Raw genomic sequence first — 21,710 nt, 5'->3', positions numbered from 1 at the left:
CCCAAGGAAGGTCTTGCCAGAACGCAGCATAATGCCAGGAAAGGTTTTGCCAAACACAATTTCCAGCGAACTGGCAAAAAATCAGAAAATTAAAACCGTGACTGCGTCACCCGGGAGTCGTTGCGCAAACACAAACTCAAAAAACAGCGGCAGTGCCATTCGAGTCCTGACCCCTTTTAATGTCCATTATAAAGAGAGATTTATTATGACTATGTTTTTTAAGAAAAAATTCATAAAAATGCTGGCAATTCTTCTTGCTCCATTTTCCTGTCTGACTCTCGTGATTGTTTTAAATATGCTCAATCCGATGGCTTTGGCTTTTCTAATTGATTTCGATGTAGAGAATAAGACGGATGAATTAATATTTGTGACTCCAATCGGTTCAAAAGCACCAAATGGTGCGCGGCATCAACTGCCTTACTCAATTTCATCTTCATTTTATTTCCAAATACCTTCTGAAATTGATTATCCGATTGAAGCAGGAGTCTTAAAACGATTTATATACGATTATGATGATATTCAATTCTCAGAAATACTTGTCCGAAGAGCAGAGGAACGCTACCGAGTTCTCTCAATACCACCAAAGCTTCAGTCTGATGGATTTTATCCGCCCAAGAATAATCAAATCGAAATTAAAAAAATCGACGCACTCCCTTTTGCAAAAAAGCAACATTTACTTGCTTTAAAAGAAAATCGAATGACTACATGGACAATCGAAATCCTGGCCGCGATTGGTCTTTTATCACCCATCTTTTTTGTTATAGCCTCACAGATGAAGTCCTGATATTTTAAGTGACGGATGAATAAAGGGGGCCCCCCTTTTACTGTCCCACAGGGCGTTCGCCTGGTTGTTCGTGAGGTAAAAAGAACCGCGGCGAACGCCATGCGGCTGATTCAAAATGTAAGTATCTGACCTTAAATCTTACTCACTGAAACAAATTCAAATTCACCTAACTTTCTAAACACTTCCAAATTATCTAGTTTGTTGAACAAAGAAGTTTCGATGGTAGTCCCATCACTTATAGGTGACACAAGAATATAGTCATTGCGAAAACAAATTTTAATGGCAAATGGATTAAACTCTGACTTCTGAGTAATACATTCAATATCCAAAATATCCTCGGATACAATGTTGCCAAAAATGCTTTCATGAGTCGCATTAAAAACTTCGTTTTGCAGTGGGCTATCAATCTGATCTTTCATCCAACCTTCAATGCGTTGCAGAAATTTGCACCATTCGAAGATTTTGTCAAAACATGTTTCGGAAACGATCGGTGTCCAACAGTCATCTTTGTCGATTTGAATGTGAAATACACTTTTATGCTCATCAACGATCAAGCCAATTGAGATGTCAACATCTGACATTTTGGCCTCCCCAATTGGTGGCCAAACAACGATGAAAAGATGACTGACCTTCTTGCCAATCAATTTTTTGAAATTGTGGATCGCTATCATGGTTTTACTGCCTTTTGATACCAGGCATTTGACGTTTTCTCGATTACTGTATTGCAAAAAAACGGGCAATGCCGTTCACTCCTGCCCCCTTCAGAAGGATAAAGAGGGGCTGGACTCTATAATCAGAGAGGGTAAGTGCTCAGGCTCCGATAAATGAGATTTCATTCTATCATGAAATATCAGTGAAGTTATAGGACGGTTTCGGAAGCAGGGCTTTTACAGGTGAGATTGATTCACGCGTGGTGCAGTGTGTTCATCTGGGGTGGTGCCGGTGATGTCTGGTAGGATTCGATTGCCGGGGATTCATTCTGGTACACAGTTTTTGAAACGGCGGTTCGGGCCGTGCCGCTCACCTTTGGTAGTGAGAGCTGGTGCCATGGGAACTTTTCTTTGGTTCGAATTTCGCGAGGCGGGCGGCCACATAGGGCCGCACCCTACTTTGGGAGGACTTCATGTTTGTCAAAACGATCATTGCGAACGGCGTGGGTGGGTCAAGTCGGGCTTGCTTGTTTTCTCTGGGAACGTCATTTGATCCCCTGGGGTGGCTTTGTGAACTCTTGGGATTGCGGAATGAAGTTCTGCGATGGCGTTTGATAAATGAGGTGCATGGAAGCAGTGTTTGGGAAAATGTGGCTGAGGCAAGCGGATTTTATGGTGCTGGTTTTCGCAGTGGAGGAGGAATCTCAACTGAACCTGTGGTGCTCACTCGCGCGCGCGACGTTATATCCGCATGATCATGTTCGGGTTCCCCTGGGAGTCAAGTTAAATGTGATCAGCCTGGGGGGCAGATGTGTGGTGTGGTGCCGCCAGTGGTAGAGTTGCCGGCGCATAAAAAAGTCGTTGTAAACGCCCGAATGGGATGCGTTTACAACGACAATTCGTTTAAAAGCGGAGAGAACGGGATTCGAACCCGTGGAACCGTTTACACGGCTCACCGGTTTAGCAAACCGGCGCATTCGGCCTCTCTGCCATCTCTCCTGGCTTTATCGACCGTTGATGTAACGGGAGCGATAAGCACTCTTTATGCTATTTTTTTCACAGAATGTCAACGATTGAAGCCTTGAATCTAACAAGACTTCGGTAAATCGACACAACTGCAAAGGGGAGTGTATCAAACCAAAATCGGTGCTGCAATGGTTTGATCGGTCGGAAGTGGGAAAGCCAGCCAGTGAACGGGAAAAAACTGGCATCTCAGTGAAAATCGATAGATCCCGCAACGTGGGAGCGGTGTCGTCGCTAGATTCGTCTGTCGATATAAGTGATTGATTTCAGGATACTTATTGAGATTCGAATGTCACGATTCCAGATACGTTGCAAGAGCCTGCTTCCAGTGAGGGAGTGAGTAGCCGGTGACTTGTTCCAGTTTGGAACAGTCGAGCACACTATAACGCGGTCGCTCGGCGGCGGCGGGGTATTCTTCCGACGAAATGGGCTTTACCTGCACGTCGATCCCGGTCAAATCAAAGATCGTTTGTGCGAATTCGTACCAGGTGGTCTGTCCCCCATTGGTCGCATGATACAGGCCGAACTGGTTCGTGGTGATCAGCCGGGTGATTGCGGTCGAGAGGTCGCGTGTGGAAGTCGGCGTACAATGCTGATCATTGACAACAGAAAGTTCATCACGTTCTCTACCAAGCCGTAACATCGTTTCCACAAAATTTCCGTTTCCGGTTTTACCGGCCTTTCCATAGAGACCACACGTACGCACGATGAAATGTTGGGGGCAGATCGCCTGGACCAAACTCTCTCCTTCCAGTTTGCTGCGTCCATAGGCGTTAATCGGACCCGGTGCGTCGGTCTCCTTGTACGGGGAGCGTCGGTCGGCTTCCTGCCCAAACACGTAATCGGTACTGACATGCAGCAGCTTGATGTTCCGATGCCGGCAATAGTGCGCCAGGAACTCTGGTCCCGATGCATTGATGGCGAATGCGTTTTTCAGATCGGTTTCTGCGAGATCAACTTTGTTATAAGCGGCGGTGTTGATGATCAGTTCCGGAGCCCCTTCATCAAGGACGGAGAAGCTGTTGGGGTCTTCGATGGCGATCGACTGGTGAGTCAGGCCGGTGAGTCGATGGCTCGCTGCAGCGAGACTCGTCATCAGATCCTGTCCCAACTGCCCCTTTGATCCAATGATGGTGATTTGCATCGCGTTCTCTTCGTTGGTTCAAAAGATCTGGACTTACAGACTCTCTTCTGTATCAGAGGGGGACAGTGGTGCGACGAAGTGAACCTGTTTCACAATTTCTTTGAACCCCAATGAAGTATAAAGGTGGTTGCCAACTGCATTCTGTTCCAGAGTTTCGATTTTCGCAAGGGAAAGCTTGAGCTGACGAAAGTGGTCCAGTGCATATTCCAGCAGTTTGCGGCCCATGCCCTGCCCTCGGCATTCGGGAATAAATGCCATATTGGGGATATAGCCGATTCCCGCTTCCGGGTCGTGCCAGGTGGAGATATATCCCACAATTTTCTCTTCGACTTCCGCGATGAAAATTCCCTCTGGTTCACGTATGGCGTCGGCTTCCACATGCCGGGCTTTGCGCCATTTCCAGTCATGGTGATTGATGGTACCGAATTCACGTTCGATGCCTTCATCAATGGAGACGCCTTGAAAGGCTTCGACGGTGATTTCTTTCAGGGTATTCAAATCCTGTGGCTGATAGGGACGAATTTTCATGACAGTAAATCAAAGGAGATTGTTAAAGTGAAACTTCAGGTAAGACTGACGAGAGAGCGGCCTGTATGCTATGATGTTTGAAGGAAAATTGAAAGGTGATCAGGACTTGTCAGAAACCAGTCGCATTTTCTGAATAACATAAGCGTAATCTGATGGAAAAAGTGAATGCCCGAATCGCAAACCTATACTGCGGAACAATTTTTGGATGCCCGGATTGAGTTACCGGATGCAGGCCGCTGGACAGAACTGGAGCAGGGAAAAATTATTACTCTTGAGCCACCCGATGTTGAACATGGCACAATTGTATTGAATTTTTCGAAGGTACTGTCTGTCTATTTACACAAGGTCGATCAGGGATACGCCTGTTTCGATCTGGGATTGCTTGTGGAACGGAACCCGGATACGGTTCGTTTTCCTGCTGTCAGTCTCTTTAAAGGAGGGAAACGCTTTGAAGAGACCGATAAAGCGATTTCCGAACAAATACCGGCTGTGATCATCGAAGTGGCGTCGACGATTGACCGGCGACGATTGATGAAAACACATGTGACCGAGTATGTGAATTGGGGCGTCGAATTAATCTGGGTGATTGATCCTCAAGAGAAAGAAGTGCTCGAGTATCTGCCCGGTCAGGGGAGTCAGGTGATTGATATCAGCGGAAAAATCAATGGTGGTGAAGTACTACCTGACTTTTCGATGACAGTAGAAGACCTGTTTGCAGAACCGGTCTGGTGGTAAAGATCCTTGTCGGCTCTATTATTTTATTTCGTTTATTCAATTTAATTTAATCTATCGTTGTTGAAATCTGGCTGCTCGCCTCAGCGATATCTTAATACGAATTATCAAGGAAAGTTTCAGGATGTCAGAAGCACATTTTGATGTGGCTGTGATTGGGACCGGCCCCGGGGGTGAAGGGGCTGCGATGCAAGCCATCAAGCAGGGTAAATCGGTGATCTCCATCGAGAAATTCTATGAGATTGGCGGTAGCTGCACGCATAAAGGGACCATTCCCAGTAAGGCACTGCGGTATTCAATTCTGAGAATGTCCGAGATCAATAATTACATGCGCCAGATGGGACGCTCCGGAATGATTCTGGATCTGGAATTTCCGGAACTGCGAAAGACCGCCGCTTCGGTGATTCAAAAACAAGTCGGCATGCGGCGTACGTTTTATGAACGAAATGGTGTTGAGCTGGTTGAAGGAGAGGCGCGGTTTTTGGATCCGCATCGGATTCACATCGACACCCCCAATGGACTGACAGAAGAAGTGACATTCGATTATGCCGTGATTGCCACCGGGTCGCGTCCTTATCGACCCGATAACATTGATTTCAGCCATCCTCGGATTTTCTGTAGTGATACGATTCTGGATCTGAGTTTCACGCCGCGCTCGATCAGCGTTTATGGTGCCGGGGTGATTGGCTGTGAATATGCCTCCATGCTGCGGACGATGGGCATGAAAGTGAATCTGGTTAATACCCGCAGTTCCCTGCTCGATTTTCTGGATGATGAAATCAGTGATGCATTGAGTTATCATATGCGCGAGAGCGGTGTATTACTGCGGCACTGTGAGCATTATGAATCGATCGATGGCACCGACGACGGTGTGATCATCTCGCTTCAATCCGGGAAGAAACTGAAGACGGATATCCTGCTGTTTGCAGCGGGTCGCGCCGGGAACTCGGAAAATCTGGGTCTGGAGAACCTGGATATTCAACCCGATTCCCGTGGGCAGCTTGAGGTGAATGATGATTTCCAGACCTCGCAGCCGCATATTTATGCCGTGGGAGATATCATCGGTTATCCATCACTGGCGAGTGCCGCTTATGTGCAGGGACGCTACGCCGCCAGTCATCTGGATAACGGAGAATGCGAGCGGGCGTTGATTCGCGATATCCCGACGGGCATTTATACGAGTCCTGAAATCAGTTCTTTGGGTAAGACCGAACGGGAATTAACCGAAGCCAAAATTCCGTACGAAGTCGGGCATTCGATGTTCAAACATCTGGCCCGTGCGCAGATCATGAATCGTCCCGTCGGGATGCTGAAGCTGTTGTTTCATCGCGAGACGCTGGAAATTCTGGGGATTCATTGCTTTGGTCCGAATGCTTCGGAAATTATTCACATTGGTCAGGCAATTATGTCTCAGCCCGGCTCGGCGAATACGCTGCTGTATTTCATCAATACGACTTTCAATTATCCCACGATGGCAGAAGCCTATCGCGTGGCTGCGCTGAACGGGTATAATCGTCTGTTCTAGGGTTGTATTTCCAATCTATTTATCAGGGGAACAGGAAATGAGTCGCTCGCTCCTTTCGATCTTGTTGTTGGCGTTCATCGTATTTACTGGTGGAACGAGTTTATTCGCTGCGGAGACCAAGCAGCCGAATGTCCTGTTTATTGCCGTTGATGATTTAAACGACTGGATCAGTTGCCTGGGTGGGCATCCAGATTGTAAGACGCCCAACATCGATCGTCTGGCGTCGCGAGGCGTGTTGTTTTCGAACGCTCATTGTGCAGCACCGGCCTGTAATCCTTCGCGGGCTGCTTTGATGACGGGCATTCGCCCTTCGAATTCCGGCGTGTATTTGAATTCGCAACCCTGGCGACCCGTGATGCCCGATGTGGTGACGCTGCCTCAACATTTCAGCAAACACGGCTATCAGTCGGTGGGATCGGGAAAGATCTTTCACGGTCGTTATAACGATCCTGATTCGTGGGATGATTATCTGAAGCAGACCGGCGATCCGAAGCCGACGCCCGCAGTCTTGAACGATCCGCACAGTCGCGCCGGTACGATCATCTGGGGCGTGCTGGATGTGGAAGACCGGGAGATGAGTGATTATAAGATGGCCAACTACGCCATCAATTATCTGGGCCAGAAACATGAGAAACCCTTCTTCCTGGCGTGTGGCATTTATCGGCCGCACATGCCCTGGCAGGTGCCTCGTAAGTATTATGACATGTATCCGCTTGACAAAATTCAGTTACCCAAAGTGCTGGAAAATGATCTGGATGATATTCCCAAGGCGGGCGTGCGGATGGCAAGACCGCAAGGAGATCATGCGAAGATTCTGAAAACGGATAACTGGCGTTATTCGGTTCAAGCGTATCTGGCCAGTATCGCTTTTGCAGATGTGCAGGTGGGGCGCGTGCTGGATGCACTCGATGTCAGCCCGTATGCAGACAATACGATTGTGGTTTTGTGGGGCGATCATGGCTGGCACCTGGGTGAGAAACATCACTGGCGCAAGTTCTCGCTCTGGGAAGAAGCGACGCGGGCGCCGTTGATGATGGTTGTGCCTGGTATAACGAAAGCCGGTTCACGCTGTCAGCAGGCGGTCGATTTTATGAACATTTACCCGACGCTGTGTGAGCTGTGTACGCTGCCGATTGGAAAACATCTGGATGGCGTGAGTATGGTGCCTTTGATGAAAGACCCGGAGAAGACATGGGACCGCCCGGCGTTGACGACACACGGTCGATTGAATCATGCGGTTCGCAGTAACCAGTATCGCTTGATTCGCTATAAGGACGGCAGCGAGGAGTTGTATGACCATGCGAACGATCCGATGGAATGGAAGAATCTGGCGGACGATCCCAACTATAAGACGGTAAAGCGGCAACTCGCTCAGTGGTTCCCTGAAAAAAACGCCCCCGATGCACCGCACGATCAATCGCTTGGCAAGAAGAAAAAGAAGAATCAGCGCGGCGGTGGAAAACGGAACAAGAAAGCGAAAGCCGTGAAATAATCGGTTGATTTACGGTTCAATTTCCAGAACCACTCGAAACCCGACATTATGTGCGGACCTGGAGGGGGCAAGTTTCGAGCGGGAGGCGGCGCGGGCGTGCTGAGGAAAGAAAGACCAGCATCCCCCGCGCAGGACGCGGTCAGATCCGGTCTCTGGTCCCCGGGGGTCAGAGACGACTTTTCCCTTGAGGGTATTGTAGTACTCATCCCCCATCCAGTCACTGCACCATTCCATGACATTGCCGTGCATATCGTAAATCGACCAGAAATTGGGTTTGAAACTTCCTACCGGAGCAGTAAAGGCAAAGTTGTCCTCGGCTGAGATGCCTTTCAGATTTGCATAGTTGACTTGAAACTGCTGGTTGGCGGTTTTGTCCCAGATATTTCCAAACGGTGCCATCGCTTCCGGATCATTGCCGTAGTAAAACAGGCTGGTTGTTCCGGCCCGACATGTGTACTCCCATTCTGCTTCGGTCGGCAAGCGATATGTTGCTTTCTCTCGCTGGCTGAGCCATTTGCAAAAACTGACGGCATCGTTCCAGCTGACATTGACAACAGGGTGAAAATTACTTTTGGACCAGCCTGTTTTTGCCCAGTTAAAATCTGCGATCCCGGTTCTGAATTTTTGTGAATAATCGTCCCAGCCTGCACCTCCTCTGCCACTTCGTTCGAGATCTGTTTTATAACCGGTCATGTTGATAAATTGTTTAAAATCATCGATTGTGACCTCATGCATTCCCATGTAGAAAGGCTTTTCGATTTGAACTTCGTGCTGAGGACGCTCGTTTTCGAAATAGGATGGATTGGAGTCGAACTGTTGGGCGATTTCTGCTGCGGATTTGCCGCTGCCCATTATAAATTTTCCAGCAGGAATCAAGGCGAAGTGCATCTCCAGAGAATTAATGATTTTGACTTTTCTATCCAGCGTTTTTGCGATAGCGGTTTGCTGTATTTGTGCGGTCGAGTTTTGTGTCGATTGTTCTGCGAGTACCGGGGACGCCGGCTGAATGACTTCTCCCGGCATGACAATTCTGAACTTATGGACGCGTCCTGAACGGCAGCCGACAAGCAACGTTCTATTATCAGGACCAATGTCGATCTTATTCGCATAATCGTCGAAGTGATAAGTTGCAAGCAGCTTGCCTTTGAGCGGGTCCCACAGTCTGATTGTGTGATCCGGTGCATAAGAGGCTGCGAAAGTTCCATCGGGTGATATTGCCAGACATTGAATAATACTAGTATGCCCTTTAAGTGAGTGAACCCGCTTTCGATTAATGAGATCCCAAAACTGTATCGCACGTTGTTTGTCAACATAGGCGCTGGTCAAAGCGTATTTCCCGTCGTGAGATAATGCCAGACAACGTATCAAGCCGATCTGGTCCTGATAGGTGTGAAGCAGTTTTCCCGTTTCCAGATCCCAGACTTTTAATTCATTTTTACTTCCTGAGAACAGCTGTCTGTTATCTGCTGACACAGCCAGACAGGCAATTCTTTTTTCATGGCCTTCCAGAACGTGGATCTGTTTACGGTTGGCAAGATCCCAGACATAGATTTCATTCCATTTCGTCCGGTTATCTTGTGATTCCGTAATACCATATGAACCATCTGGCGAGACTGCTAAGTTAGAAAAGACTTGATCGGCGTTAAACTTATGGGTCATCGTGCCGGTCGTTAGATCCCAGCCCGTGAACAGTGAGCCAGAACCTGAGATCGCAAACCGTTGATCGGGTAAATAAGAGATCCAGGTATTGTGGTGTAATGTTTCTTTGAAGTTATTTTGTAATTCACCTTTTTGTAGATCCCACACCTTCAATTCGGTATCTGAGCCTGACAGGGCCTGTTTCCCGTCAGGTGAGATGGCCATGCCATTGACTGGTCTAAGATGAGTTTCCGGGAAAGGGACTGGATAATTATTTTCCAGGTTCCATAATTTCAGAGTCTTATCTAGCGAGCCTGAAATGAAATGTTTCCCATCGGGTAAAAAAATAACACTGTTGATTCGATCGGAATGTCCTTTGAACTTTCGGATTTGTTTTCCTGATACCAAGTCGTACAAGATCAGGCTGTTGGGATACATTCCGGCAATGACTTGCATTCTATCTTGAGAAACCGCAAGGCAGGTAAGACTTTCAATTCGGTCGCATTCGAGGTTCATAATCTGTCTACCGGTCGTAAGTTCCCAGACTTTAGGTTGACCACCGCCTGAAACGAGAATAGTAGCACTAGGTGTCACCGTAAATTCCCTGAATGAGCCATGGCCAGATTTAAGCTCTCGAATTCCTTTGCCGGTCTCAAAGTTACTCAGTATCAGGCTTTCATCAGACGAAGAGAGTATGGTCTTCCCGTCTTGTGAGATCACGACAGAAGTGACTCCCTGTTTGTGTCTGCTGTTGGTTCGAATCAGTTTCCCTGATTTCAGGTCCCAAAGCTTCAAGCTCTTGTCAGAATCTCCTGAAATGACATGTTTTCCATCGGGCGAAACTGCAAGGCAAGTAACGCTTTCAGGGTGTCCCTGGAGAGTGTGAATTAATTTTCCGGTTTCGAATTCCCAGACTTTGAGCGTTTTGTCATCTGAACCGGACACAATGTATTTACCATCGGGAGTGACCGCGACACAAGTTGTGCTATTGGTATGTCCTTTGAGGCTGCGTATCAATTCGCCGGTTGAAAGATCCCAGATTCTTAATAATTTGTCATTTTTCTCTGAAACAGCATATTGCCCATCGGGTGTAACTGCCAGGCAATTTCCGAATCCTGATGCTTTGTCGATCGTTCGGACCAATGGCCCACCCGCCTGATGGAAGGTAGGCCATTCGGATCGGATCTGAATTTTCTCATTTGGCAGTGTCTGGAAAACTGCCAGTTCAGGTTCCTGATGAGATTGGAGCCTTAGTTGTAATTGTTCGCGCAGGGCTTCGGGGTGATCGTGCAGAATATGCCGGGATAAATCGAGAGCGGATGCGACTGCTTGAACAGCAGGATCATTTACCTTCCGGTACTCAGCGATTAAATCGTCGAGATTCACTTCTGTGAGTCGTTGCTCAATCCATTGCGGGTTTAAGTATTCTGGTTCCGCCTGAACCGGTATTTTCAGAGTTTGAGTCAGTTCATTGGGGAAGTGATCCAGTTTGCGTTCCCAGGATTCGTTTTTTCTGGTCAATTTAACCAGAAACTTTCCGGTTTGCTGCTGCGGTGTCAGTTTGACTTTTAATTCTCCCTGACCGTTGGCATCCGTTATGAATGTTCCCAGTTTAATTCGTCCCTCTTTTTTGAGCCCCGGTTGATACAGCAGGTCAACCGTGACGTCCGGCAGTTGTTGTCCTGGTTTTTTGTTGAATGTATCTGCGCGCACTGTGAAGCGGCCTGCAAATTCTTCAGCCGGCGGAGGCAGCGGTGCGTCAGGTTTTGGGGGAGCGGGCTTGGGATCTTCTGGTTGTTTTAGCGGTTTTGGAACAGGCTTGTTCGCTTTGGCTACCAGTGCCGGATTTTGGGGAGTTTGTGGTTTTGGAGACTCGCTGGTTGCTGCTGGCGCTGGTGGTTGTTTAGCAACGCTGGTGGGTTGCGCGGAATCGGTTCCCATAAATTGCATGCCGAGCAGGATTGCGACCGCTAAAAAGACAGCAATTCCCACCGCCGCTGCTGGATAACTGATCTCGAATCCAGCCAGTTTGATTTTGGATGCCCGTTTTGATTTTTCCAATGTTGAAACAGCAGACTGTGAATCCACCTGGATTGGTCGGGGACTTTCCTGAGACGAGGGCGACGTTGGCGCTGCTGTTTTGGGTTGAGGGCTTGTCGATTGCGTGGGCGCTTCCGGGGCTGTCACCTCCGGGGGAGACATTCCCAGTTTGGCCTTCAGCTTTTTATCATATTTGGCTTTGTGAGGGGGAGACATCAGGTAAGCGGCAACTTTTTCGATGTCTTTCAGTAGCCTCTGCGACTTTTGTAATTCTTCGCCAAAGGCATTTTGCTGGATAAAGGCAATGGCGTTCTCGGCGGCAGCTTTGATGACTTCGGGATCTTCTTCAAACAACTCCAATCCCAGCAGGCGGTAGAAATGGGGAGGCTGATCTTGAGGCGGAATTCCAAGCCATCTTTGGTAGGGGTCAAACTTTGTCATTACTCGATTAATCGATAATACAGGTGGGGATTAAGAGCTGTTTCCATAGTTGAGTCTGGTGATGCGCGGCCTGACTGCGTTCGTACTATATTATGGCCGTTCAGATGCATGATCAATACAAATATATATTATTATTCATTTGGTCTACTGAAAGGGGAAAGCATGCCAGAAATGAAGGCAGAAAGAATAAAAGCCACTGTCAGAAGATTTCACTCGTCTGACAGTGGCTTTCGCTTGAAACGAAAATATACGAAGTACTGCTATTCTTTTTTCTTGCCGCGAGTTTTTTCGATCATGGTGGCGAGTTCGTCGACGGTGACGACTGCGTCCTTGTTCTGGTCGGCCTTGAAGAACAAGGGGAGTTCCGTCAGTGGTACTTCGGTCTGTTCCAGTTTGCCGTTCGCATTTTTATCACGACGGCGGACGAGTCGGAAGGCGACTGTTTTGAACTGGTTCTCTTCCTGCGCTTCTTCTATGGGGATCGCGACATTGAAGTAGCCGATCATCATTTCATGCCAGGTCTGATCACCCCAGGGGACGGCTTCGTTGGGGTTGGGGTTTGAAGGGTTGCTGTCAGAGTTATTGTAGTGCGCGACACAGTGAATGTAGTCGCCGATTTCGATGGGAATAGGTTTTTCGATCCCATAAGCTGTCTGCCAGTTGAAATCGAAGGCGGGGACATCAATTAGAATTTCGCCTGGCTTATCCGGCGTTTTTCTCAATTCGTAGCGGAACGATTTCCCCCGCACGTGCATATGCGGCATGTAGCTCAACAGTAGGCCTTTGCGATCATTGGGGGGCGAAGTCGCTTCGATTTTGAAGTTGTCGTCATTGGCGGCGATTTTAAACCGGCGGCGGACAAAGTCTTCGTTGATGACCTGCGCCGTTACGACCTGATGCGTCACCTTAGATTCCTCGGTGAAGACCAGGCCGAGTTTACTGCGATCCTGTTGTTCGGTGCCGATGGGGGTGTAATGCATCTGAAAGACCAGCTTGGAGCCGGCGGGAATTTTCTTGGCCATTCCCGGGTGCATCATGACTTCGCGTGAACCGGGAACGTAACCGACGAGGAATTGATCGCCTTCTCCGAAGACGCGAACCCGTTTTCCCTGAGGCGGGCGAGCGAAGACCAGAATATGATGCACGACGGCCCGGTTGCCGGGCAGTGCTTCGGCACCGGTGATCCACTTGTCCTCTTTGAAGCCGGGATCGACTGTGAAATACTGATACTTGACGCCTCGCTTACCGGCTTGTGCGGGAACGGTAAATGGTTTGTCATCCATATAGAAAACGGCGTCTGGTTTTTGAGGCAGCTTCCAGCCAGTGACAAATGTTTTCGGTGCGGGCAGATCTTTGGGATCTCCTTCCGGTGCGCCGTTTTCGACCCACTGGTAAATGAGTTCTTTTTCTGCTTTGGTCAGACTGCGGTCGTTGGCAAATTTGCCGTGGGCCGGGTCGGCGTGCCAGGGAGGCATGCGTTGATCGCGGACGACTTCGGCGATCGTTTCCGCCCAGCCAGCGACTTCCTGGTATTCAGTCAGTTCGAACGGTGCGATTTCTCCCTTTCGATGGCATTCGACGCAATGTTTTTGAAACAGGCGGGAGATCTGATTGGAATAGGTGATCGTGCTGTTGGGATCAGGCTCGCGGATGCGGCCGATGAAACAGCCAACCGGTTTTGTGGAAGCAACGCTGACTGGTTTCTGTGCGAGTAACTCTGTGATGGCGACTTTGAGATCTTCCCGGTTGGGTTCATCCCTGATGTAGCCAACGCCATATTGATCATCCACACGACCGTGGTAGCGGATTTTTCGTTCCTGGTCGAGAAGAAAGACTTCAGGAGTTCGTACAGCGCCGATTTGATCGGCGACATGATTGCCGGCATCTTTGAGGACTGGAAATTGAATATCATGTTTGCGTGCGTAAGCGGCGATCTCCGTCAGCGAGTCCTGCTGATTGGACATGACGGCATAAAAGGCAACGCCCTGCTCTGAAAATTCGTCTGATAATTTCTGGAGACGGCCGCCGTACAGTTTGGCCAGCGGGCATTCGGTTCCCAGAAAGGCGATGACCATCAACTTTTTGTCTTGCTGGTCATTCAGTTGCACGGTTTTCCCACGAAAATCTTTGAGGCTGAAATTCTCGATCTTTTTTCCGATGAGAGAATCCGTTGATGCAGCAAATACCGAAGAGGTAAACAGACAGACCGACAGGAATCCCGGGATTAGATAATAGAAGCGTTGCATTCGACCTTGAACTCCCCTCTCAACTCATATTTAATGATGGGCGCTGATTCTGTTTAAAACACCATTTCCTTATCGAACCCGGAATCGGGTTGAAGGTTGCGTCGCGTTTTTCAGAGTGGTTTGATTTCTTCGCAGAACAACCGAAATTGAACGGACGATTCTGCTCAAGCCGCTCTAGAGGTAAATACCCCGCCGGAATTGATTCTGTTTCAGAAATCAGAGAAAGATTTGAAATCGCCTTCATTATACATGCGATCAGAAGCAAGGTAAATATCAGTGATAGTCGGATTGGGAACAGATATCGTCGAGATCTCACGCATCGGTCAAATGATTGAGCGGCATGGAGATACGTTTCTGAATCGTGTGTTTACAGAGAGTGAAAACGAGTATTGCGGCTCTAAAAAGAACAAGGAGCAGCATTATGCCGGTCGCTGGGCCGCCAAGGAAGCGGTGATGAAGACGTTAGGAACCGGCTTTATCAAAGGAATCGGTTGGAAAGAAATCGAAGTCATCAATTTAAAAAGCGGTAAGCCGACTATTGTGATTTCCGGTGGAGTAGAGAGTTACGCCGGAGAAATGGGGATTGAAGAGATTCTGATTACCATATCTCACAGTCGCGAATTTGCGACAGCAACGGCGATCGCACTGGGCAACGCCGGGTAATCCGAGCACTGGAAGCCGTGGATTAAATCTGGCTGGTTAAATCTGATCGGGGTTCAGGATTTTTTCGATGGTCGGCAGTTCGTGCCGTTCGAGATGATCGAGCAATGTGGATGGGCTGTCGTCGGCGATGATCAGGTCCCGGTATTTGGGTTTGATGAATTCCGTTTCGATGCAATGTTCGACCATGTTCAACAGCGGATCGTAAAAGCCGGCTGTATTCAGCAAGCCGACCGGTTTGGAATAAATTCCCAGCTGCACCCAGGAGACGACTTCGAACAGTTCTTCCAATGTTCCAAAGCCGCCCGGCATGGCGATGAAGGCGTCGGAGCATTCCGACATTTTTGCTTTGCGGGTGTGCATATCTTCGACGACATACATTTCTTTGACGCCGGGGTGCACGAGTTCTCTCGTTGCCAGCTGTCGCGGAATGACGCCGATGACCTTTCCCCCGGATTCCAGTACCGCGTCGGCGATGATGCCCATCAATCCGACACTGCCACCTCCATACACGAGCGCGATGTTGCGTTGCGCCATGAGACGACCCAGTTCAATGGCAGACTGCTGGTACTGCTGATCGCTTCCCGCTTTGGAACCGCAAAAGACGCAGAGGCTTTTGAGTTTGCTCATGCTCCTGTTCCGTCAGCTGGCTGATCGTTATCGGCTGGAGGTTCTTCTTTTTCCTGATCGCTGGTTTTGCTTTCAGAAGTGCTTCCTTTAAAGGTGCCCGGTTTGATTTGCGGGCCCCGTTGATGCTCTTTCAGAATGGCCTGGAGTTGGTCCATGTCCATTACTTCGCATTCGAGCAAATCTCTGGTGAGATGTTCCAGCAGTTCGCGGCGTTCATCCAGCACTTCGTAAGCAATTTTTGAGCATTGATCGATGATCCGTCTGATTTCCAGATCGATTTCCCGCAATGTATTTTCGCTGTGAACCCCTTCACCCGAATTTTGTGAGTCGCCCAGGAATGGGGAACGTCTGGTTTCGCTGTAATGCACGCGGCCTAGTTTCTGACTCATACCGAATTCGGTGACCATGCGTCGTGCCAGGTCGGTGGCCCGCTGCAAGTCGTTCTGGGCACCGGTTGAGGTTTCCTGGTAAATGATTTCTTCGGCGGCGATACCACCCAGCAGTACGCAAATCCGGCTTTCCAGTTCACTTTGTGTGACCAGTTGCTTTTCTTCTTCAGGACGCTGCAGCGTGTAGCCGAGTGCACCTAAGCCACGGGGCACGATCGAAATTTTGTGCACAGGGTCGACATTGGGTAGCGAACAGGCCACCAGAGCGTGTCCGCATTCGTGATAGGCGACGCGGCTTTTTTCGTCTTCATGAATCAGTCGGGTCGATTTTTCCAGACCTGCGACGACGCGTTCAACGCCTTCTTCACATTCCAGCATGGAGACGGCGTCTTTATTATTTCGTGCGGCGAGCAGAGCTGCTTCGTTGATTAGATTGGCCAGATCCGCTCCCACGAAACCGGGGGTGATCTTGGCGATGTGTTGCAGGTTGACCGATTCGTCCATTTTGACTTTGGCGCTGTGCACTTTAAGAATCGCTTCTCGGCCGCGGACATCGGGACGGTCAACGAGTACGTGACGGTCGAATCGACCGGGACGCATTAACGCCGGGTCTAATGTTTCCGGACGGTTGGTGGCGCCCATCACAATCACGCTCTGATCGGAACCAAATCCGTCCATTTCCACCAGGAGTGCATTGAGTGTCTGTTCGCGCTCATCATGACCGCCGGGCATGCCGCTGCCTCGCGTCTTTCCGAGTGCGTCGAGTTCGTCGATGAAAATAATGGCCGGCGATCGCTGGGCCGCTTGCTGGAACATATCCCGCACGCGGGCAGCACCCACGCCGACAAACATTTCCACGAAGTCAGAACCAGATAGACCATAGAAGGGCACACCTGCTTCGCCGGCAACGGCCTTGGCGAGCATGGTTTTTCCGGTTCCCGGAGGACCGACGAGCAAAACCCCTTTGGGAATGCGGCCGCCGAGTGCCTGGTATTTGGCGGGTGTTTTCAAGAACTCCACGACTTCGCGGAGTTCTTCGACGGCTTCTTCGATGCCTGCGACATCACTGAAGGTGACTTCGATATCCTCTTGTGCGTACATCTTCCCTCGGCTGCGTCCGAATGACATAGGCGAGCCTGCGCCTCCCATGCGGCGGAAGAGGTAAATCACAAAAATCAACAGCACGATCGGGAAAAACAAAACGGCGATCAGCGATTCCCATTCAGAGGGGCGGCTTTCGGAATCAACCACGATATCTTTTGATTCCAGCTTCGATTGCAGTTGTGCGCGGGTTTCGGAGGGAATTCCCCAGACCGGGATGTAATATTTCTTGGTGGTTTCCGGCAAGGTGCCTTTTTCAGGAGATTCCGGTTTGGGCTGATCCTGAAAGACGATGTAGTCTGTGCCGAATTTCAGTTCGTGCACGTTGGTCTTGTTATATTTTCCGTCATTGAGACCTTTGACGAAATCGCCGAATTTGATTTTGTCGCCGCGTGTATTGTTCGAGAAAATTGATAGCGTGATGACCAGAATCAACCCGCCTACAATCAGGTACCAGAGCGCGTTGCTCTTGGGCCCCTTGGGTTCAGGACGTCGACCATCACCTTTGGGAGAGTTCTCAGGCGGTGAAGGACGTTCTTTTCGATTTGGTTGATTCGAATCCATGTTTGGCATGTGGAATAATCTTTTCAGAGGAGTGCGCTATGCTGACTGGTTCAGTCGAAGCCGTCAGGGTCCATAGGTTCATATGTTTGAGTCGTCGATCAAATCCGTTTTAGAGCAGAAGTGATTCCAGCAGAAGTATTTCATCTTAGCTTTATGGTTAATGTATGTCGTTTCAGCAAAGGGGTCAATCAAACGTTTCCCGAGAAATCCCCGTTCTGAATAAAAGGTGCCCGGAAAAGGACCTGCTACAGTGGGAATGCCTCTTGCCATGTTTAATTATTACGCCTAAAATGCGGATTCGTTGGTGGTTAGGGCAAAAAACTGAACCGAGGCATGTCTTTTTTCCGCTCTTAAGTGAATCGATAGCACAGTCAATTATACCGACTGAGGATGAGAAAACAGGGTCGAATGAAGCGAATAGCCGTTCTCGGGTCTACGGGTTCGATTGGTACCAGTACACTTGATGTGATTGCCGCCCATCCCCAGGAAATGCAACTCACTGCAATTACCGCACATAACAGCTGGGAACAGCTGGCGCAGCAGTCAAAGCAGTTTCATCCCCGCTGGTCTGTGTTGAGCAATGAAGGATTGAAATCGACCGCCAGCCCCGATGCGTTTTCTGATTCCACGGAACTGCTGTTTGGGGAAGATCAGATCGAACGCGTGGCGTCTTCTGAGGAAGTAGATATCGTCATTTGCGGAATTGTCGGGGCTGCCGGCTTGAAAGGAGCCTGGGCGGCGATAGAAGCGGGGAAAACGGTCGGCATTGCCAATAAAGAGACATTAGTCGTTGCAGGGCCACTAATTATGGATCTGGCGGCGAAAAACAATGCGATCTTATTGCCTGTCGACAGTGAACACAATGCAATCTTTCAGGCGCTGCAGGCGGGGCATCCCCAGGAAGTAAAACGTGTGATTTTAACAGCCAGCGGAGGTCCCTTTCGGGGTGCGACACTTTCAGAACTGAAAGATGTTACGCCCGAAAGTGCATTGGCCCATCCGACGTGGGAGATGGGCCCCAAAATTACCATCGATTCTGCCACGATGATGAACAAGGCGCTCGAGATTATTGAAGCCAAATGGCTGTTTAACCTGTCTGCAGATCAAATTTCGGTGGTCGTTCATCCGCAGTCCATTGTGCATTCGATGGTGGAATTTGTGGATGGATCGGTGGTGGCACAGCTCTCGCCTCCCGATATGAGGCTTCCCATTCAGTACGCACTTACGTATCCTGATAGGATAGCGGGCCTGAATACTCCGATGGACTGGAGTCGGTCTTTTGAATTAACCTTTGAACCACCTGACCTGGAAGCGTTCCCTGCGTTGCGACTTGGATTTGAAGTTGCCGAAAAGGGGGGGACGTGCGGTGCGGTATTAAATGCGGCGAATGAAGCCGCCGTTGAGCGATTTTTGGCAGGGGAATTTCGTTTTTGTGATATCGCGACCTCCTGTCAACAAGTATTAGAATCACATCAATTCGATCCTGACCCTGATCTGGAAGAACTGTTTCTTCTGGATGGCTGGGCTCGCAAGGAGATAAAAAAGTGGAAGTAGTGTTGTCCGGTCTATTGTTAGGAACCCTCGTTGGCAAAATTACCAACATCGCCCTGGTTGCATTAGGGCTGGGGCTGGTAATTTTCTTTCACGAACTGGGGCACTTCGCTGTTGCCAAGTGGTGTGATGTGAAAGTCGAACGGTTCAGTATTGGTTTCGGGCCGATCATTTACAGCTTCAAATATGGTGAGACCGAGTATGCGCTCTCGATCATTCCCTTTGGTGGCTACGTCAAAATGCTGGGGCAGGATGATGTCGATCCCAGCCAGCTGACCAGTGAAGAAATTGCCCTCGATCCCCGTTCGTATTCTGCGAAGCCCGTGTATCAGAGAATGGGAATCATTTCGGCGGGAGTGATCATGAATATCATCACCGGGATGTTGTTCTTCGCCCTCGCGTTTCGTATGGGAGTCGCCTCGATGCCCAGCGTGGTCGGGGCAGCAATTCCGGGAATGCCTGCCTGGCAAGCGGGAATTCAGCCTGGTGATGTGATCGAAAAAATTGACGGCGAAAAAGCCTCTTCCTATATGGATATCATTCGCAGCAGTGCTTTCAGTGATGGTGATATCACAATGGAAGGCACACATCTGAATGGTGAAACATTTGAAGTCACCATTACGCCTGATCGTACGGGCACGCGGCCGCAAATTGGTCTGATTCCCGCTAACAGTTTGAAGATTCCAACCTATCAGGATCCGGGAGCCAGTGTGACCAGCAAAGGCTCAGCAGCTGCGAAAGCCGAACCGAGTTTCCTGCAGGGAGACACGTTTCGAACCATCGATGGGAAACCGATCGCAAATTATGCAGAGCTGCAACGTGCGTTTGCTTCCAAAAGCAATCAGACAGTAAAGGCCGGAGTCAATCGAAAGGGAACGCCGGCTACGGAAATCGTAGAAATCACGGTGGGAAATAATCCCTTTCACAGCCTGGGGCTCTGGATGGATATTGGTCAGATAGAATCCATCCAGGATGGTTCTCCCGCGGCCCGCGCTGGTTTGAAAGTCGGCGACAAGATTACGCATATTGATGGGAAAGATGTCGGGAAAGCGTTGAATCCCTTGCGTTTGCCTAATTATTTTTCAGACAAAGCAGGCGAAACCGTTGCGATGGTTGTCAAACGTCAGCAAGATGCAGCGAATCCGACGGAAGTCAATCTGAATGTGGTTCCGCTGGACAATCCCGCGTGGTTGGAACATCCCATTTATGCGAATACACCATTATCGGTAGGTTCACTGGGGATTGCGTTCCACGTAATTCCCACTGTGCTCAAAGTGGAAGAGGGAAGCCCGGCTGCCAAAGCGGGAATTAAACCGGATGAGCGGATAAAAAAAATCAAGATCATGCTGCCGGAAAATCAAACTTCAGCAGACTGGAACGGGATGCCGGAAGTCAGCTATGAATTTGATGACAAAAATGTGAACTGGGCCAATGCGTTCTGGGAAATCCAGGCGCGTCCAGGCTGGCCTGTGGAATTGACCGTCAGTAATAAACGTCAATTGCGCGAGGTCAAAATGACTCCCTGGGTCAATCCGAATCAGGAACCGGGAGAACAATGGTCTCTTCCGATACGGGGCATCAAAATGGAAATGTTGCGGGAAACTCAACAGGCTCAAGATATGGGACAGGCGCTGGGAATGGGAGTCGCCTACACAACGAACTCCGCGAAAGATATTTATCTGACGTTGAAAAGCCTCGTCACGGGCCGTGTTTCTCCCCTGGAATTAAGTGGGCCGGTGAAGATTGCTTCCGTAGCTTATGAAGTGGCGCATCAGGGGTATTCCGAACTGTTATTATTCCTCGGTTTTCTGAGTGTGAATCTGGCCGTGTTGAACTTCCTGCCGATTCCGGTGCTGGACGGCGGCCACATGGTCTTTCTCTGCTGGGAAGGAATCACACGAAAGCGACCCAACGAACAGGTTCTCGCTGCTGCCACTTATGTCGGCATGATTTTTGTTTTGGGTTTGATGCTCTTCGTGTTGTATCTGGACATTTTCCTGTAAGCGAACCGAAAATTTATTTTGATGTACGGAAAGAAATTTGTTATCCTGAGATGAGACTCAGCATTTCCTGTTTGTTCCAAGAACAGCAAGTCATATCTCAAATCAGGTGCAGTACATCGGAGAACTCATAGATGACAGCAGGTCGATCCCCTCATGGTTCGGGAGATCAGGCGGCGGCCTGGTTAGCCACAGTATTCACACTGGTGGGGGGATTGTTCGCCTGTGTGTTCGTGGTCGTCAGTAGCGGAGAACCACCGGGCAGACCGATGATCATCGCGATTGGCGTGATCACGGTGCTGCTGCTAGTGCTCTGGCTGTTACGCGATAAGCCGCCCGAAGCGCATCAGGATTCGCTTCGTTTGTGGCACTGGTGGAAAAAGAAAGACGCCGAGACTTGCGAATACAAGCCTCGGCCTCGAAAACGTTCCAGTCATGTTAACTATGGAAATAATCAACCGCCAACGCTGGAGTCAATCCGTGAGACGGTTGATGACCAGCGGACCTGGGTGCCATCCATTCGGAATATTCAGGAAACGAATGGGGATTCCACTGATTCCCAGGGTGAATAA

15 protein-coding genes and 1 tRNA gene are annotated in these 21,710 nt (G+C 49.4%); 8 read left to right on the top strand and 8 right to left on the bottom strand.

All coding sequences use genetic code 11. The annotated features are described in order from the left end of the window. Window positions 1-13: 13 nt before the first annotated feature. Window positions 14-784: a hypothetical protein gene (locus Enr17x_RS24560; RefSeq protein ID WP_145312316.1), complete on the top strand. Its 771-nt coding sequence runs from the start codon at window positions 14-16 to the stop codon at window positions 782-784. Between the two features lie 131 nt (window positions 785-915). On the opposite strand, the gene Enr17x_RS24555 is transcribed toward Enr17x_RS24560, so the two are convergent. The 4 genes from Enr17x_RS24555 to Enr17x_RS24540 form a co-directional block, all read right to left on the bottom strand. Further along, window positions 916-1,365, bottom strand: coding sequence for a hypothetical protein (locus tag Enr17x_RS24555; protein WP_145312314.1), 450 nt, complete (start codon window positions 1,363-1,365; stop codon window positions 916-918). Window positions 1,366-2,344: 979 nt separating this feature from the next. Next, window positions 2,345-2,433: transfer RNA gene (locus Enr17x_RS24550), tRNA-Ser, on the bottom strand. 316 nt (window positions 2,434-2,749) lie between these two features. Then, complete coding sequence (gene rfbD / locus Enr17x_RS24545) at window positions 2,750-3,601, bottom strand: dTDP-4-dehydrorhamnose reductase (RefSeq protein ID WP_145312312.1); 852 nt, start codon at window positions 3,599-3,601, stop codon at window positions 2,750-2,752. A 33-nt stretch (window positions 3,602-3,634) separates the two neighbouring features. After that, window positions 3,635-4,129: a GNAT family N-acetyltransferase gene (locus Enr17x_RS24540; RefSeq protein ID WP_145312310.1), complete on the bottom strand. Its 495-nt coding sequence runs from the start codon at window positions 4,127-4,129 to the stop codon at window positions 3,635-3,637. Between the two features lie 165 nt (window positions 4,130-4,294). Between Enr17x_RS24540 and Enr17x_RS24535 the strand changes: the two genes are divergently transcribed. The 3 genes from Enr17x_RS24535 (at window position 4,295) to Enr17x_RS24525 (ending at window position 7,878) form a co-directional block, all read left to right on the top strand. Next, on the top strand, window positions 4,295-4,864 hold the full coding sequence (locus tag Enr17x_RS24535) for a Uma2 family endonuclease (RefSeq protein ID WP_145312308.1): 570 nt from the start codon (window positions 4,295-4,297) through the stop codon (window positions 4,862-4,864). 121 nt (window positions 4,865-4,985) lie between these two features. Then, entirely contained in the window at window positions 4,986-6,386 is a 1,401-nt protein-coding gene (gene sthA / locus Enr17x_RS24530) for a Si-specific NAD(P)(+) transhydrogenase (RefSeq protein ID WP_145312307.1), read from the top strand. Window positions 6,387-6,423: 37 nt separating this feature from the next. Continuing rightward, entirely contained in the window at window positions 6,424-7,878 is a 1,455-nt protein-coding gene (locus tag Enr17x_RS24525) for a sulfatase (RefSeq protein WP_145312305.1), read from the top strand. A gap of 9 nt (window positions 7,879-7,887) precedes the next feature. Here the strand turns inward: Enr17x_RS24525 and Enr17x_RS24520 are convergent, their stop codons facing one another. Both Enr17x_RS24520 and Enr17x_RS24515 read right to left on the bottom strand, forming a co-directional pair. Next, window positions 7,888-11,997, bottom strand: coding sequence for an SUMF1/EgtB/PvdO family nonheme iron enzyme (locus tag Enr17x_RS24520; RefSeq protein WP_145312303.1), 4,110 nt, complete (start codon window positions 11,995-11,997; stop codon window positions 7,888-7,890). Window positions 11,998-12,257: 260 nt separating this feature from the next. Beyond that, on the bottom strand, window positions 12,258-14,243 hold the full coding sequence (locus Enr17x_RS24515; RefSeq protein WP_145312301.1) for a redoxin domain-containing protein: 1,986 nt from the start codon (window positions 14,241-14,243) through the stop codon (window positions 12,258-12,260). A 276-nt stretch (window positions 14,244-14,519) separates the two neighbouring features. Here Enr17x_RS24515 and acpS point away from each other — a divergent pair, with 276 nt between their 5' ends. Then, entirely contained in the window at window positions 14,520-14,906 is a 387-nt protein-coding gene (acpS, locus tag Enr17x_RS24510) for a holo-ACP synthase (RefSeq protein WP_145312299.1), read from the top strand. 36 nt (window positions 14,907-14,942) lie between these two features. On the opposite strand, the gene Enr17x_RS24505 is transcribed toward acpS, so the two are convergent. Together Enr17x_RS24505 and ftsH are read right to left on the bottom strand one after the other, a co-directional pair. Next, window positions 14,943-15,533, bottom strand: coding sequence for an LOG family protein (locus Enr17x_RS24505; RefSeq protein WP_145312298.1), 591 nt, complete (start codon window positions 15,531-15,533; stop codon window positions 14,943-14,945). Beyond that, window positions 15,530-17,587 carry an ATP-dependent zinc metalloprotease FtsH gene (gene ftsH / locus Enr17x_RS24500; RefSeq protein ID WP_145314150.1) on the bottom strand — a complete coding sequence of 686 codons (2,058 nt, stop codon included), beginning with the start codon at window positions 17,585-17,587 and terminating at the stop codon, window positions 15,530-15,532. The genes Enr17x_RS24505 and ftsH overlap by 4 nt, the downstream gene beginning before the upstream one ends. Window positions 17,588-17,995: 408 nt before the next feature. Here ftsH and dxr point away from each other — a divergent pair, with 408 nt between their 5' ends. From dxr to Enr17x_RS24485, 3 genes are all read left to right on the top strand, one after another. Continuing rightward, window positions 17,996-19,141 (top strand): 1-deoxy-D-xylulose-5-phosphate reductoisomerase, encoded by a 1,146-nt coding sequence (gene dxr, locus Enr17x_RS24495; protein ID WP_232100844.1) that lies wholly within the window; start codon window positions 17,996-17,998, stop codon window positions 19,139-19,141. Continuing rightward, window positions 19,132-21,141, top strand: a complete 2,010-nt coding sequence (locus tag Enr17x_RS24490; protein ID WP_198000774.1) for a site-2 protease family protein — start codon at window positions 19,132-19,134, stop codon at window positions 21,139-21,141. The genes dxr and Enr17x_RS24490 overlap by 10 nt, the downstream gene beginning before the upstream one ends. A 131-nt stretch (window positions 21,142-21,272) precedes the next feature. After that, entirely contained in the window at window positions 21,273-21,710 is a 438-nt protein-coding gene (locus tag Enr17x_RS24485) for a hypothetical protein (RefSeq protein WP_145312295.1), read from the top strand.

It is taken from the genome of Gimesia fumaroli, from assembly GCF_007754425.1.
Taxonomy (GTDB): domain Bacteria; phylum Planctomycetota; class Planctomycetia; order Planctomycetales; family Planctomycetaceae; genus Gimesia; species Gimesia fumaroli.
The sequence above is the reverse complement of the archived record's forward strand: the minus strand, read 5'-3'. Positions and strand labels throughout refer to the sequence as shown.

Coding starts and splice junctions, on each gene's coding strand:
- Enr17x_RS24485 (WP_145312295.1), top strand. CDS start 21,273: ATGACAGCAGGTCGATCCCCTCATGGTTCGGGAGATCAGGCGGCGGCC.
- Enr17x_RS24555 (WP_145312314.1), bottom strand. CDS start 1,365: ATGTCAGATGTTGACATCTCAATTGGCTTGATCGTTGATGAGCATAAA.
- dxr (WP_232100844.1), top strand. CDS start 17,996: ATGAAGCGAATAGCCGTTCTCGGGTCTACGGGTTCGATTGGTACCAGT.
- Enr17x_RS24535 (WP_145312308.1), top strand. CDS start 4,295: ATGCCCGAATCGCAAACCTATACTGCGGAACAATTTTTGGATGCCCGG.
- ftsH (WP_145314150.1), bottom strand. CDS start 17,587: ATGGATTCGAATCAACCAAATCGAAAAGAACGTCCTTCACCGCCTGAG.
- Enr17x_RS24520 (WP_145312303.1), bottom strand. CDS start 11,997: ATGACAAAGTTTGACCCCTACCAAAGATGGCTTGGAATTCCGCCTCAA.
- Enr17x_RS24515 (WP_145312301.1), bottom strand. CDS start 14,243: ATGCAACGCTTCTATTATCTAATCCCGGGATTCCTGTCGGTCTGTCTG.
- Enr17x_RS24505 (WP_145312298.1), bottom strand. CDS start 15,533: ATGAGCAAACTCAAAAGCCTCTGCGTCTTTTGCGGTTCCAAAGCGGGA.
- Enr17x_RS24525 (WP_145312305.1), top strand. CDS start 6,424: ATGAGTCGCTCGCTCCTTTCGATCTTGTTGTTGGCGTTCATCGTATTT.
- Enr17x_RS24540 (WP_145312310.1), bottom strand. CDS start 4,129: ATGAAAATTCGTCCCTATCAGCCACAGGATTTGAATACCCTGAAAGAA.
- sthA (WP_145312307.1), top strand. CDS start 4,986: ATGTCAGAAGCACATTTTGATGTGGCTGTGATTGGGACCGGCCCCGGG.
- rfbD (WP_145312312.1), bottom strand. CDS start 3,601: ATGCAAATCACCATCATTGGATCAAAGGGGCAGTTGGGACAGGATCTG.